The 14,599-nt window shown below is 47.2% G+C and carries 14 protein-coding genes; 2 read left to right on the top strand and 12 right to left on the bottom strand.

Annotated features, from left to right (window positions below; genetic code table 11):
• Positions 1-32: 32 nt before the first annotated feature.
• The 11 genes from ACTHSQ_RS05155 to ACTHSQ_RS05205 all read right to left on the bottom strand — a co-directional run bounded on the left by ACTHSQ_RS05155 (position 33) and on the right by ACTHSQ_RS05205 (position 10,324).
• Positions 33-476, bottom strand: coding sequence for a peroxiredoxin (locus ACTHSQ_RS05155; RefSeq protein WP_003683206.1), 444 nt, complete (start codon positions 474-476; stop codon positions 33-35).
• Between the two features lie 36 nt (positions 477-512).
• Positions 513-1,148 carry a deoxynucleoside kinase gene (locus ACTHSQ_RS05160; protein WP_070590983.1) on the bottom strand — a complete coding sequence of 212 codons (636 nt, stop codon included), beginning with the start codon at positions 1,146-1,148 and terminating at the stop codon, positions 513-515.
• A gap of 96 nt (positions 1,149-1,244) precedes the next feature.
• Positions 1,245-1,733: a 2-amino-4-hydroxy-6-hydroxymethyldihydropteridine diphosphokinase gene (folK, locus tag ACTHSQ_RS05165; protein WP_070631607.1), complete on the bottom strand. Its 489-nt coding sequence runs from the start codon at positions 1,731-1,733 to the stop codon at positions 1,245-1,247.
• A gap of 15 nt (positions 1,734-1,748) precedes the next feature.
• On the bottom strand, positions 1,749-2,123 hold the full coding sequence (locus ACTHSQ_RS05170) for a SirB2 family protein (RefSeq protein ID WP_003681989.1): 375 nt from the start codon (positions 2,121-2,123) through the stop codon (positions 1,749-1,751).
• Positions 2,124-2,178: 55 nt separating this feature from the next.
• Entirely contained in the window at positions 2,179-2,748 is a 570-nt protein-coding gene (locus ACTHSQ_RS05175) for a class I SAM-dependent methyltransferase (protein WP_440371446.1), read from the bottom strand.
• A 78-nt stretch (positions 2,749-2,826) separates the two neighbouring features.
• Positions 2,827-3,123, bottom strand: coding sequence for an RNA chaperone Hfq (hfq, locus tag ACTHSQ_RS05180; RefSeq protein ID WP_308111459.1), 297 nt, complete (start codon positions 3,121-3,123; stop codon positions 2,827-2,829).
• Positions 3,124-3,421: 298 nt separating this feature from the next.
• Entirely contained in the window at positions 3,422-4,879 is a 1,458-nt protein-coding gene (gene der, locus ACTHSQ_RS05185; protein ID WP_003683162.1) for a ribosome biogenesis GTPase Der, read from the bottom strand.
• Between the two features lie 141 nt (positions 4,880-5,020).
• Entirely contained in the window at positions 5,021-5,650 is a 630-nt protein-coding gene (locus tag ACTHSQ_RS05190) for a YfgM family protein (protein WP_440371445.1), read from the bottom strand.
• Positions 5,651-6,946, bottom strand: coding sequence for a histidine--tRNA ligase (gene hisS / locus ACTHSQ_RS05195; RefSeq protein WP_440371444.1), 1,296 nt, complete (start codon positions 6,944-6,946; stop codon positions 5,651-5,653). It abuts the gene before it with no gap.
• 136 nt (positions 6,947-7,082) lie between these two features.
• On the bottom strand, positions 7,083-8,228 hold the full coding sequence (locus ACTHSQ_RS05200) for a restriction endonuclease subunit S (RefSeq protein ID WP_440371460.1): 1,146 nt from the start codon (positions 8,226-8,228) through the stop codon (positions 7,083-7,085).
• Positions 8,229-8,245: 17 nt separating this feature from the next.
• Positions 8,246-10,324, bottom strand: a complete 2,079-nt coding sequence (locus ACTHSQ_RS05205) for an HsdM family class I SAM-dependent methyltransferase (RefSeq protein ID WP_440371443.1) — start codon at positions 10,322-10,324, stop codon at positions 8,246-8,248.
• Between the two features lie 342 nt (positions 10,325-10,666).
• On the opposite strand from ACTHSQ_RS05205, the gene ACTHSQ_RS05210 reads away from it, so the two are divergent.
• Complete coding sequence (locus ACTHSQ_RS05210; protein WP_440371442.1) at positions 10,667-11,590, top strand: RluA family pseudouridine synthase; 924 nt, start codon at positions 10,667-10,669, stop codon at positions 11,588-11,590.
• Between the two features lie 69 nt (positions 11,591-11,659).
• Here ACTHSQ_RS05210 and adhP read toward each other — a convergent pair whose 3' ends face one another.
• On the bottom strand, positions 11,660-12,703 hold the full coding sequence (adhP, locus tag ACTHSQ_RS05215; RefSeq protein WP_167480304.1) for an alcohol dehydrogenase AdhP: 1,044 nt from the start codon (positions 12,701-12,703) through the stop codon (positions 11,660-11,662).
• A 340-nt stretch (positions 12,704-13,043) separates the two neighbouring features.
• Between adhP and ACTHSQ_RS05220 the strand changes: the two genes are divergently transcribed.
• Entirely contained in the window at positions 13,044-14,525 is a 1,482-nt protein-coding gene (locus tag ACTHSQ_RS05220) for an aldehyde dehydrogenase family protein (RefSeq protein ID WP_440371441.1), read from the top strand.
• The last annotated feature ends 74 nt before the right edge of the window (positions 14,526-14,599 follow it).

Genomic DNA, 14,599 nt, shown 5'->3' on the forward strand with positions numbered 1-14,599 from the left:
ATTCAGACGGCCTTAGGTTTTCAAAGCCCTATTTAAGAGGCTTGAGAAATGGTATCCAACACTTCCTGCGCGTGTCCGGCCACTTTGACTTTGCGCCATTCATGGGCGATTTCACCGTTTTCGTCCAACACAAATGTGCTGCGCTCGATGCCGAGGGATTCTTTGCCATAAAGCTTTTTCAGCTTGATCACGTCAAACAGTTTGCAGACGGTTTCTTCTTTGTCGCTCAACAATTCAAACTGAAAGCCTTGTTTGGCGCAGAAATTCTGATGCGATTTGACACCGTCGCGCGAAATACCGACAACGGTATAGCCCAATGCTTTGAATTGTTCCAATCGGGCATTGAAATCCAAGCCTTCAGTGGTACAGCCGGGCGTGCTGTCTTTAGGATAAAAATAGACAACCAACGGCAAATGTTCGGCGGAGTTAAAATCACTGCCGGAAGAAGATGGGAGTGTGAATTGATATTTTGACATATTATTCCTTTCAGACGGCCTAAACCTAGCCTGCATTTATTTTTCGCTTAAATTCAAATAACTTCGCGTACCTTGAAAATCTTCTAATGCGCGCAACAAAAGCTGGAAATGATCGTCATTGCCGGCTAAATCTAACTCATCGGCATTGACGGTCAGCAAAGGCGCACTTTGATACAAATGGAAGAAATGGCTGTATTCGTCATGCACCCGTCCCAAATAACCTTCGGGAAACAAGCTGATGATGCCTTCGTGACGTTTTTGCAGGCGTTTGCGGTTGTTTTCGACGGCGGTTTGCAGATAAATCACCACATCGGGCTCCGCGTATTGCGGCAGAATGCGTTGCTTCATATCGGCAAAAAGCTGCTGCTCGTCATCATTCAAAACGATAGGTGTAAAAATACGGTCTTTTTCCGGCAGAAAATCAGCCACAACCATTCCGCCTTGCGCGCATTGGTCTTCAATAATATTCACGCTTTCAGCGCGGCGCGTTAGGAAGAAAAGCTCGGCAGCCAAGCCATTATTGGAAACATTGCTGTAAAACTTCATGAGAAACGGATTGTGATCCGGATTCTCCGACAACAGCAACGCGCTGAAATGCTCTGCCAAACGGCGGCTCAAAGCGGTTTTGCCGCTACCGATGGCGCCTTCGACAACAATATAACGAGGATTCATAGTAACTCTTTGTAATGTGTTTCCCAACAATATTTTATAGCAAAAAAGGCGTGTCCAACACGCCCTTTCTTGTTTTAGTCCGTTTTCAGACGGCCTTTATTCTTTCAACAGGCGAATCCCCTGCCCGCCCAAAGCCTGAGCCAAATCAGCCGCACGGCCATGCTCGCCCAACTCAAAATCCGGCAGAATTTCAGCCAGCGGCAACATCACGAAACTGCGCTCATGCGCGCGCGGATGCGGCAAAGTCAGATGCGGGTCATCGCTACGGATACCGTCAAAATCGATGATGTCTAAATCCAAAGTACGCGGCGCATTACGGAAGGTACGTTCGCGCCCAAATTCGGCCTCGATGCGGTTTAACTCCGCCAACAGCGCCACGCCGTCCAATGAAGTTTTCACGGTACAAACGGCGTTCACAAAATCGGGCTGATCGTCATAGCCGACTGGTGCAGTCAGATACAGGGAAGAAGCCTTTTCGAGCCGGATATGCGGATGCGCGTCCAATTCGGCCAATGCAGCGCAAACCTGTTCGGCAGGATTGGCGAGATTACTGCCCAAAGCGATAACGGCAAAATGCGGATACATTTCAGACAGCCTCGTTTAAAACGGCAGCGTTTTGGTTTTAGCAAGGAAAACAATCGTGGCAACACACGACATGGCCAAAACGTAAACAATATAGAATTTCGGCGAACGCGGACGCGAACGCATCATAATCATGCCCAACACAATATAAACCAGCAACAGCAGGATTTTCATGCCGAGCCACGGCGCATTGAACGGCGAAAAATGGGTAATCTTCATCAGCCACAAGCCGGTAAACAGCAACATGGTGTCGTTCAAATGCGGCATGGCCTTCCAAATGCCTGCCAACGGCTTCTCAGGATGACGCCAGAGCAGGAAAAAACGGATGTTGAACAACAGGATGGTAATGGCAACGAAAATCTGATGGCTGTATTTTACAAACAGATATTGCATGGCAGTTTCTTATGTTGAGGGTTGAAAAACAAAGCAGCTATTTTACCGCAAACATCTATTTTTGACGCAACTTTTCAATCGCCAGCAGATAGGGCGGCGCATTGCGGCGGTTGACAAAGCCATAGCGTAACACGGCAAAGGCTTCCTGCGGCAAAGTTTCCGCCCATTGCACAATCGCTTCAGCCTCTATTCGGCCGGCTTCATGCCCCGGGTACAATACCGCCACGGTAAGGCCGCCCTCTTTCAGCAAACCCAAAGTATCCGTCAGCGCACGGATGCTGCTTTCCGCTTCAGTCGTACAGCTTTTATCGCCACCCGGCAGCCAACCGAAATTAAATACCGCGGCATCTAAAGGCTCGTCGATATAAGATAAAAGGTTTTCATGGCCGTCATGTATCAGGACTACCCAACCATCTACGCCGTTTTCTTTCAGACGGCCTTGGGTCTGCATTAATGCTTTAGATTGCACATCAAACGCCCACACCCTACCCGTCTCGCCAACCAACTGTGCCAACAGCAAAGTATCATGCCCGTTTCCGGCCGTCGCATCCAAAGCGCGGCCACCTAATTTTAAGGCTTGTCGTAACAGGGAGTGTGCAAAGGTAAGAATGTTTTCAAGCAGCATGATAAAGGTCGTCTGAAAATAAAAATACCCTACCGCAAAAGCGGTAAGGTATTGAAAAACAGGAATGCGTTACATCATTTATTCGGCAGGTTGTTGCGCAGTCTCAACTTGAACCGGAGCAGCTGCGACAGCGGCTTGAGGTTGTTTATTCTCGTGTTGCAGGCTGACTGCGCGTGCAGGAACGATTGTTGAGATAGCGTGTTTGTAAACCATTTGAGTGACGGAAGTATTACGCAGCAGAACAACGTACTGGTCGAATGATTCCACTTGACCTTGCAGCTTGATGCCGTTTACCAAGTAGATTGAAACCGGAACGTGCTCTTTACGCAACGCATTCAAAAAAGGATCTTGTAACATTTGTCCTTTAGCTGTCATATTCTTGAGCTCCATTATTATGATTGTAAAGACGCCAAAATCGGCGTTTGATGGGATTGTAGCCCCGAATAGGATAAATTACCAACTATTTTTTTCTATCACACCGTTTAGGAATCCAGCAATAAGGGAACTTTCAGTCAAACCGACTGTTTCATTTCCATATTCACAACAATCCCAAATTCAAATTGGATGATTTTTTAAAATTCGGCAAACCCTATCGAAAATATGCCATAAAGCTCTAACAATCTGTTTTTCATTATAAAAAGGCCGTCTGAAATTGTTCAGACGGCCTTTGTGTTTATTTGCTGAATTGTTTTTTCACGCTGACTTTGGTTTTCTTCTTGAAGCGGTTTTTCTCTTCCTTGCGGCCTTCGCGTTTCTCAATACGGTTGCTCAAGCTGACACGGCGCAGTGGTTTTTTCTTCGGTTTGTCTTCCGCATTTTCATACGGGTTTTCCGAAACATTGTATTGAATTCTGAGCGGCGTACCTTGCAGATTGAAGGCTTTGCGGAAGGTTTGGGTCAGATAGCGTGTGTAGCTGTCAGAAATGGCGTGCAACGAATTACCGTGTACCACAATCACCGGCGGATTCATGCCGCCTTGGTGGGCATAACGCATTTTCGGACGCACCAAGCCAGCACGCGGCGGCTGTTGACGCTCAATCGCGCTTTGCAATACGCGCGTGATTTTCGGCGTCGGCATCTTAATCATCGCCGCATTATAGGCAGCCTGAATGCTTTCAAACAAACCGTCTATACCGCGCTCTTTCAACGCAGAAATAAAGTGAAACTTAGCAAAATCAAGGAAATACAGTTTACGGTTGATATCGCGTTTCACTTGCTCGCGCCGCTCTTCGCTGATGCCGTCCCATTTATTGACTGCCACCACCAAGGCACGGCCTGCTTCCAAAGCGAAACCCGCAATCGTCGCATCTTGATCGGCGATATCTTGTTGCGCGTCCAACACCAAAACAGCAACGTTTGCCGCTTCAACCGCCTGCATGGCTTTAATAACGGAGAATTTTTCCACCGCTTCATCCACTTTGCCGCGACGGCGTACACCTGCGGTATCGATGATGGTAAACGGTTTGCCTTCACGTTCAAAATCAATATGGATACTGTCGCGCGTCGTACCTGCCATATTAAAGGCAATCACGCGCTCTTCGCCGAGGATGGCATTTACCAAGGTCGATTTACCGACATTTGGGCGGCCGATTACAGCAAAAACAGGATGTTTCGCTTCTTCCTCTTCCTTTTCAGGCTCAGGGAAGGTTTCCAAAATATCTTCAATCAGATAATACACGCCATCGCCGTGCGCACCTGAAATCACATAAGGGTCGCCCAAGGCAAGTTCGTAGAACTCGGCGGCAAGTACGGCCCTATTGCCACCCTCGCCTTTATTCACGGCCAAATAAACGGGGCGTGGGCTTTGGCGCAGGCGGTCGGCGATGATTTTGTCTTGCGGGGTCAAGCCGGTGCGGCCGTCCACCAAGAACACGACGGCGTCGGCCTCATCGACAGCCTGCAAAGTCTGCTTCGCCATTTCGTGCAAAATCCCGCTGTCCACAACCGGCTCAAAACCGCCGGTATCGATGACGAGATAAGGTTTGCTGCCGATTTTGCCGTGTCCGTAATGGCGGTCGCGGGTCAGGCCGGGCAGGTCGTGCACAAGCGCGTCTTTGGTGCGCGTCAAACGGTTGAATAAAGTAGATTTGCCGACATTGGGGCGGCCGACAAGCGCGATGGTTGGTTTCATGATTGAGTCTTTCTGTGTCAAGTGCCGCCTAAAAACGTGAGCGGAACACAAGCAGGTGTTTTAAAAACACGGTTGATAAGGATAAGTGTAGGCCGTCTGAAAAGTCATTGCAACTTCAGACGGCCTTGATTTCAAACAAACTTATTTCAAGCTGTCGATTTTCATTTGCAGCAATTCGCGGCCTACTGCGGTTTGCGGCATTTTGCTCAAAGCAGCTTCGTAACTTTGTACGGCTTCTTTGGTTTTATTTTGGGCAACGTAAACATCGCCTTTGGTTTCCAGCATCAAAGGCTCGAAGTCAGCCTCAACCTGAGCATTCAGGGCATTGATGGCGGCATCGTATTTTTTCTGCTGCAACAGGACAACGCCCAAACGTTGCGCTGCCAAAACTTGAACCAGCGGTGCGTTTTGATTTTTCAGCACCCAATTCAAATGACCTTCCGCCACATCATAACGGCCGGCATCAAACTCGGTCGCCGCTACCATCAACGTAGCTTGAGCTGTCGAAATAGAATCAGGATAGTTTTTTTGCAATTCGGCCAAATCGGCGTTGATGGCTTTTTGATCGGTTTTTTGCTGCGCCTTTTCCACCATTTGCGCCAATACAGCGGCGGCTTCCTGATCTTTTGAAGCTTTTTGGCCTTGGTAAATGGTGTAACCCAAATACCCCAAAGACGCCACGATCAGCAAGGCAAAGATCCAACGACCGGTGCGTTTCCAAAAATATTTAAAGTTGTCTAACTCTTGTTGTTCTTCCAAATGGGCTGCCATTTATGCGTTCTTCCATTGTTGTAAAGTGTCTGTCAAATCAGCAGCGGCAACGGTTTGTTGTTCGTGTTTGCCCTGCATATCTTTCAGGGTAACCGTACCGTTTGCCAGCTCATCCTGAGCCACAATCAGGGCAAAGCGTGCGCCACTGTTGTCTGCTTTTTTCATTTGCGCTTTCAGGCTCTGATAGCCGGAATGCTGCATTACATTGAAACCTTGGGCGCGCAAGGCTTGCGCGTATTTCATCACCTGCAAGTCCGCACCTTCGCCTTGGTGCATTGTATAGACATCAGGCGCGGCGTTCACTTCCAGCGAGCCGTATTCGTTCACCAAAAGCAGCAGGCGCTCAATACCCATTGCAAAGCCGATAGACGGCGCAGGCTTACCGCCAAGCTCTTCAATCAAACCATCGTAACGGCCGCCTCCGCACACAGTCGCCTGCGCACCGAGTTTGTCGGTCGTCCACTCAAAAACTGTCTGATTATAATAATCTAAACCACGGACCAAGCGCGGATTTTCAATATATTGAATACCCAAACCGTCCAACATCGCCTTGAAGCGTGCATAGTGGTTTTGCGAAACCTCGCCTAAGTAATCCACTAAACGCGGCGCCGCGTTGCAGATTTCCTGCAAATCAGGGTTTTTTGTATCCAAAACGCGCAAAGGATTGGTTTTCAGACGGCGTTTGCTGTCTTCATCCAGTTGCGCCTCATAGCGGGTCAAATATTCAACCAATGCCGCACGGTGTGCCGCACGCTCCTCACGGTTGCCCAAGCTGTTGATTTCCAAAGTCAGGTATTCGCGAATACCCAATTTTTCCCACAAGTCGGCCGACATCGCGATGATTTCCGCATCAATATCCGGCCCCTCAAAACCCAAAGCCTCGATACCGACCTGATGGAACTGACGATAACGGCCTTTTTGCGGACGCTCGCGGCGGAACATCGGGCCCATATACCACAGCTTTTGCGGGCTGTTATACAGAAGGTTGTGTTCGACTACTGCACGCAGACAAGAAGCCGTACCTTCAGGACGCAGGCTCAAACTCAAAGAATCGTTTGAATCTGAGAAGGTGTACATTTCCTTGCCGACCACATCGGTTTCCTCGCCGATGGAGCGGACAAACAAACCGGTTTGCTCGACAATCGGCGTACGGATTTGCTGATAGCCGTAAGCGCGTGTCCAACGGCCGACCGTATCTTCAAACGCCTGCCAAAACGCAGCCGTCAGTTTGAAATCTTTTTGTTCGACAGGTAAAAGGTCGTTCATACCTTTTACAGATTGAATTTTTTGTGCCATTTCAATATGGGATAAGCAAAAATCAAATAGTTGGGCATTATAGCTGATTTTTAAGGGTTTGTGAGGTTGGGAACAAATCAAAAGGCCGTCTGAAAATCGGTTTTCGCATTCAGACGGCCTTCGGTTTTAAACGGGTTTACCTTGCTATTACCGTTTTGGTGGCGGCGATTTTTTCATCGGCATAGTGCACCACATCTTTGATGACTTGTTTTTGTACGGCGGAAATCAGGGTTTGCATATAGCCATAGTCGGGCTTGCCGTTTTTAGATGGCAGGAAAACGGTATCTGTTTGAATTTTCTTATTGCTGATACTGTCTCCCCAAGAATATTTATGACCTAAATTCCGTTCAATACAGGAAATGATGCACAATTGATTTAGCTTGCTGGCTTCTTCCTTTTCCTTCAAATATAAACATAAATTATGACTGTCGTTAGAATAAAAATCTTCTGCCTGATAGGTAACAACAAATGTCTTTCCACCAATAAAAATACAGTTACCCTTATCTATCAGATTTTCTCTGTGGGAAATATAAGAGCTAACTGCGTTATTTTCTCGGCTTGCTGACAAATAAGGCGTATTACCACTGTTTGGTGTTACATCGCGAGAAAGGATATTGTTTGTATTTTTCACCGTAAATAAATCCACAACCTTATATTCGATGAACGTGATTTCTCTATTTTCCAACGCTGCTAATGCTCGCTCTTCTTCCGTCGTCAGCGTGTAGTCTTTCAGCCCTGCGGCTGAAAGGTAGGCTTCCAGCTCGGCGGAACGCCGAGCTTCCAGCTCGGCGGAACGCCGAGCTTCCAGCTCGGCCACGAAATTTTCCATAAAGTCAAGATTTATTTGACCACTTTTGATAGGAAGATGAATTTTTGTGGAACGCATCTCCTTTCTGTTGAATTTCGCTCCGTAATCATATTTTTTGGTTGTCGCAATTCTACTTGCCGTAATGATTATATGTGCAATTGCCCTGTTGAATCTCGCCATTATAGGCTTGGGGACAAAATGTTGAATATGCGAATAACCGATAAAGGCCTTCTCTTGATAAAACATTGTATCCGCACCAATCGTTGTATCAGAACAAGTTATCGTATTTCCTATATTATTTGCCGGAAGCTTGGAAAATCCCATTACTCCGTTATCTATGGAAGAATTTGAAACCAAAGGTACAGTACCATTTACTGAAATAATTTCTTCATTACTCAGCCGATAATATTTTGTCGGATTGATTTCAAATAAATCTCCTAGTTTAAACTCTCCCCACTCAACTTCATTCAACATCTCAGTCAAGTGGATATCTACTTTCCCAGCGTGTCATCTTCCTTATTTTGGCGTTTTAACAGATTGGAAACTTCCCAGGCGAGATAGTCGCTGACGGTTTTTTTGAAATCATCAAGCGTCGGCTTTGTGTCAATTGGAGCAGATTGGTTCCAGTCTGCGCCGTTTTTCGGGTCGATGGTGCCTTCGTAGTATTCTTTTTCACTAAATATGTTGAGTTTCTTTTTGCCGAAACGCACTAGTTGCACCAGTTCTTCATAGCGTCCGCGCGCATTACCCGTGTCTTTCAAATTGTTGCTGGCTTTTTTGCGGTTGGTGCGGGTGTAGCCGTCATTTGAAAAATCGATAAATTTAACAGTTTCGTCTTTCTCATGCGGTTCACCTACTTTGAAAACATAAATATTGGTTTGCACGCTGGATTTACCAATAAATAAATCAAGAGGCATTTTTATGCTAGCAAGCAGAGTATTGTTTTGCAGAATCCGCCTGTTAATTTCTCGGGCTTTTCCTGAACCTGCGGAATTTTGAATAATGATGGCGGCGTAGCCTTTTTCCATCATGTTCAATGCACGTTCAACAAAGTTCATGCCGTTGCCGTTGGCAGAATACGGAGGATTAAGGATAAAGGCATCAGCGGGGAATTTATGGTCGGTTTTACCGAAGCCGTATTTGCCGTCAAAATCGGTCAGTGAGTCTTTGTTTAAGATATTGGAGCTGCCGTCGCCCATCAGAATCATATTCAAAATGGCAAGCATATAGACGCTGGAAAGCAACTCTAAACCCAAAAGCTGTTCAGCTTTGATTTGGGCTTCTTTTTCTCGTAGTTCTTGTGGAGAATCTATGCTGTTTTTAGCATCTATCAGCATTTCATTCATGGCAGCAACCAACAGCCCGGCTGAACCTGTGGCGAAGTCCCAAACATAGGAATCTTTATTAACGCGTGCAAGTTTGGCAAGTAATGTGGCGACATAAGACGGGGTCAGCACCACGTCGTTGAGCTTATCTTGAGTAAAGCCCAGCCATGAGTACATTTCGTTAAAGAGCTTACCGGTAAAATCGGTAGTCAGCCCGATTTTGTAGTAGATGCCCAAGTCATCGACAATTTTGGTAAAGACACGTTTTAATTGGGTTTCGCCGCTGTGAACTTTGTTGATGTTTTCGGTCAGAAGGGTATTGGATAATGTGCGTAAAATCATCTCTTTCTTTTCTTTGGGTAGAGCTTTTTCTTCCAAGAAAGACTCGATTTTGCGCACAAGGATATCGCCGTCTCTCCAGCCGCGTTCGTTTGATGATTTGAGGTCGGATTTTTCCAGAGGCGCAACTTTTCCGGGTATGCCGATGGTGGCGATGATAGCGGCGGCGACGAGATAGACGCGGTCGTTTTCACCTAGGCCTTTTTCGTTTTGGTAGATGTCGTTGTTGAGCTTGGTTAGGCTGGCATCAATTTCTTTTTCACGCTTTTCTTTGAGCCTGTCCAATTCTTCGGGCGTGAGCGAGAGTTCTTCGACTTGGCTGATGAAATCTTCAAAGTGTTCTGCCGCCAAAAATGAAAAGTCATTAAAATCGCCGACGCGCTGTCCTACGCCTAAATTGCTTTTAGACACATAATACACGCCGATTTCATAACGAATTTCTCCCTGCTCGTCTTTGTAGCCCGTCATGCCGACGGCGATGATGTCAGTGTAACTGGTATGGTGCAGTACGGCGTTGGCGTAATGTACCGCGCCGTTTACGGCATAGCCGTTGATGTTTTTGAAAATTGGCTCGTTTTTAGCGTTGCGGTTTTCGACATTACCATCAGCATCAAGTTTTTCCAGTTTGTCTTTATGACCTTTATATTCGATAAGCACGGGGTAGTAACGCCCGTTTTTACTACTTTGTAGCAATAGCTTCACATCGGGACGGTTTCCGCCAATGCCGCCATTTTTGGAATAATAGTCGTCTAAGGCTTTGTCGATTTCAGTATTTAGACTTGCTTGTTCAAGTCTGTAATCGAGCTTATAGGATTTCAGCCAGCCGTTGGCAAGGTCAGCGATATTGGGTTCAATGGATTTGTTGGATTTGTTGGATTTGTTGGATTTTTTGCTTGCTTGGGTCATTGGTTTTATCCGACATATGAGATGTGTAAACAACCGCTATGATAATATACTCGCCCCTTTCATGCTTGATTTATTCCTACTAAAGTCGTTTGAAAACCATCCTCAAAATTTTCAAACAACCTTTAACTTGAATAGTTAATCTGTTTGCAATATCAAATCCGGAAAAGATGTCGTTCCTATTCTTCCTGAAAAAATACAGTTTTCCTACTTTACAACAGGTTGTCCTTTATAAAAGATAGATTTCCATCTACAACGAAAATCATGATAAAAAGTGCAATATCGCGTCAATAGCAATCACAAGGCCGTCTGAAAAAATCCTAAAAACCGAGTACAATCCGCCGCATGAAAAAACGTACCAATCCCCTACCCCTTTTAGACGGTGTCAAACCCAGCTACTTGGTTTTGCCGCACGAAAAGCAGTTTTACGGCTTGCCGCTGCTGCATTTTCTATGCGCTCATTTTCCCTTTGTCGGCGAAGAAAACTGGCGGCGGCGGCTGAACAGCGGTTTTGTGGTGGGCGCGGATGGCGTGCCGTTTGATGAGAATACCTTGTTCGAGCCCGGCAAGACGATGTTTTATTACCGTGAAACCAGCCGTGAGAGCGAGCCGCGTATTCCGTTTGAAGAAAAGATTTTGCATATTGATGAGCATTTGATTGTGGTGGACAAACCGCATTTTCTACCCGTCATCCCCAGCGGCAGGTTTTTGCGGGAAACCTTGCTCACGCGCCTGCGTTTACGGCCTGAATTGCAGCATTTGAATGTTGAAGACATTACGCCGATTCATCGCTTGGATAAAGATACGGCAGGCGTTATGTTACTCTCGCTCAACCCTGCCACGCGTCGCGATTATCAGACCATGTTCCAAGAAAAAACCGTCCGAAAAACCTATGAGGCAGTTGCACCGACGCGGACGGATTTGGACTATCCGCTGGATATTTCATCCCGAATGGAACGCGGCGAAAAATTCTTTCTCACACGGGAAACGGAAGGCGAACCCAATGCCCACACGACCATCGAACTTATCGAAAACCGCGGTGCATTCAGCCTCTACCGCCTCACGCCGCATACCGGAAAGAAACACCAGCTCCGCGTGCATATGATGAGTTTGAATATGCCGCTGATGAACGATGCGCTTTACCCTACCCCCTTGGCGGCCGGTGATGAAGACTACGACAGACCTTTAAAACTTCTGGCCAAAAGAATAGAGTTTACCGATCCTGTCAGCGGAGAAATCCGCGTATTTGAAAGCGGCTTTACGCTTTAAGTTATCCAATCCAATGAAAAAGGCCGTCTGAAATTGTTCAGACGGCCTTTTTATCACGGAATCATTTGATTAGTGATGAATACAGCTGCACTCTTTATTCATATCAATCACCATACGGCCGGTAATTTTACCTTCCCGCATTTCTTGGAAGATGGCAGGCGCTTCATCCAAAGCACGCAATTCGACTTTAGGCACAACCAAACCTTCTGCGCCGAATTGGAATGCTTCTTCCAAATCTTTGCGGGTACCGACCAGAGAGCCGACCACTTCGATGCCGTCCAAGACCAGACGCGGGATGGACAGGTCCATAGATTCGGGCGGCAGACCAATGGCAACGACGCGGCCGCCTGCACGAACGCAGTCCACAGCGGAGTTGAACGCGGCGGCGGATACGGCTGTTACCACGGCTGCGTGTGCGCCGCCGGTTTTCTCTTGAATCACTTTGGCTGCGTCTTCTTTGGCGGCGTTGATGACTAAATCTGCGCCGCTTTCTTTAGCGAATGCCAGTTTTTCATCGTTGATGTCGATGGCGACGACGTGTGCGCCGAATACTTTTTTCGCGTATTGGACGCCCAAGTTGCCCAAACCGCCTGCACCGTAAATCGCAATCCATTGACCCGGACGAACACCGGAAACTTTAATCGCTTTATAAGTGGTCACACCGGCACAAGTAATGCTCGAAGCTTGCGCGGGGTCAAGACCGTCGGGTACTTTAACGGCGTAGTCCGCATCGACGATACAGTGGGTCGCCATGCCGCCGTCGGCAGTATAGCCTGCGTTCAATACAGAGCGGCACAAGGTTTCGCGGCCGGTATTGCAGTATTCGCAAGAACCGCAGCTTTGGAATAGCCATGCGATGCTGACACGATCGCCAACTTTCAGATTTTTCACACCGTCGGCAACTTCTTTAACCAAACCGATGCCTTCGTGTCCCAACACACGACCCGGTTTGTCGCCGTAATCGCCTGCCGCAACGTGCAAGTCGGTGTGGCACACGCCGCAATACTCGACTTCCACCAACGCCTCGCCGTATTCCAGCGGACGTAATTCGCGTTCAACAACTTCTACATCACCTGCTACATCTTTATTTACTACCACAGCATGCATTTTCATGAGAAAGTCTCCTAGGGTGTTGAAAAACTGTTTAGCTATGAATGAGAATACTCCCCATATCCGAAGACGTCAACCCATAATCTTTTTTAAAACAATAAGTTATGATGTTATACCATAACAAAATCTATTTAATCCCTATAAATCTTTAAATATATTAACAAATATACTTTCATTTCAATTAAATCCTTTATTTTTCAGACGGCCTGCTACATGAAACAACATTGCAAATGTAAATTTTGAGAATATTCTCATTTTTAATACTTGAACTTAAAAAGAAAAAAGCATAAGCTGTTTTCATGGTGTTGAAACACCTATTCCCATTCATTAAGGAGACAGCATTATGGCAAAAGATTTAAATGTGTTTGATAAAGAATACGGCCTTTTGATCAACGGCGAATGGACAAAAGGTAGCGAAGGCAAACTTTTATCCTCTTACAACCCTGCCAATGGCGATGAGTTGGCCAAGTTCACAGACGCAACCGATGCCGATGTCGATGCTGCCGTAGCCGCTGCGCAAGAAGCGTTCAAAACATGGCGTAAAACCACGACTGCCGAACGCGCGGCCATTTTGAACAAAATCGCCGATGTGATTGACGAAAACGCCGAATTGTTCGCCCTGCAAGAAACCTTGGACAACGGCAAACCCATCCGCGAAACCCGCGCTGCCGACGTGCCTTTGGCCTCCGATCATTTCCGCTATTTCGCCAGCGTGATCCGCGGCGAAGAAGGTACTGCGACACAACTTGATGCCGAAGACCTGTCCATCGTTCTGCGCGAACCGATCGGCGTTGTCGGCCAAATCATTCCTTGGAACTTCCCATTCTTGATGGCCGCATGGAAAATCGCTCCGGCATTGGCCGCAGGTTGTACCATCGTCATCCACCCTTCTTCCAGCACTTCATTGAGCCTGTTGTCCCTCGCTCAAAAAATCAACCACTTGCTGCCTAAAGGCGTGTTGAACGTGATTACCGGCCGCGGTTCTAAATCCGGCGAATACATGCTGCACCACAAAGGCTTCAACAAACTGGCCTTTACCGGCTCAACCGAAGTCGGCCGCCGCGTCGGTATCGCCGCCGCCGAATTGCTGATTCCGTCCACTTTGGAATTGGGCGGCAAATCTGCCAACATCTTCTTCGACGATATGCCTTTCGATAAAGCCCTCGAAGGCGCGCAAAAAGGTATTTTGTTCAACCAAGGCCAAGTGTGCTGCGCCGGTTCGCGCATTTTTGTACAAGAAGGCATTTACGACAAATTCGTCAATGCTTTGGCTGAAGAATTCAAAAAAATTAAAATCGGCCTGCCTTGGGAAGACGACACCCAAATGGGTTCGCAAGTCAATGCCGGTCAACTCGAGACTATTTTGAAATACGTCAAAATCGGTGAACAGGAAGGCTGCCGCATTATTACCGGCGGTAAGAAAATCGAAGGCGAATTGGGCAAAGGCGAATTTGTCGAGCCTACTTTGATTGAAGCCAGCAGCAACGAAGCCCGTGTTGCCCAAGAAGAAATCTTCGGCCCGGTTGCCACCGTGATTAAATTCAAAACCGAAGAAGACGTCATCAAAATGGCCAACGACAGCGAATACGGCTTGGGCGGCGCAGTGTGGAGTACCGACATCAACCGCTGCCTGCGCGTTTCCAACGCATTGGAAACCGGTCGCGTTTGGGTAAACTGCTACAACCGCCTGCCTGCCGGTGCGCCGTTTGGCGGCTACAAAACTTCAGGCATCGGCCGCGAAACCCACAAAATGATGCTTGCCGCCTACACCCAAGTGAAAAACATCTACATCAGCACCCGTGAAGAACGCGAAGGCTTCTATTGATTCGGCGATTCACATTAATCTGATTTAGAAAATATAAAGGCCGTCTGAAACCTGTTTCAGACGGCCTTGCTTTA

The organism is Neisseria sp. P0009.S008 (assembly GCF_051958615.1).
In the GTDB taxonomy this organism is placed as follows: Bacteria; Pseudomonadota; Gammaproteobacteria; order Burkholderiales; family Neisseriaceae; genus Neisseria; species Neisseria subflava.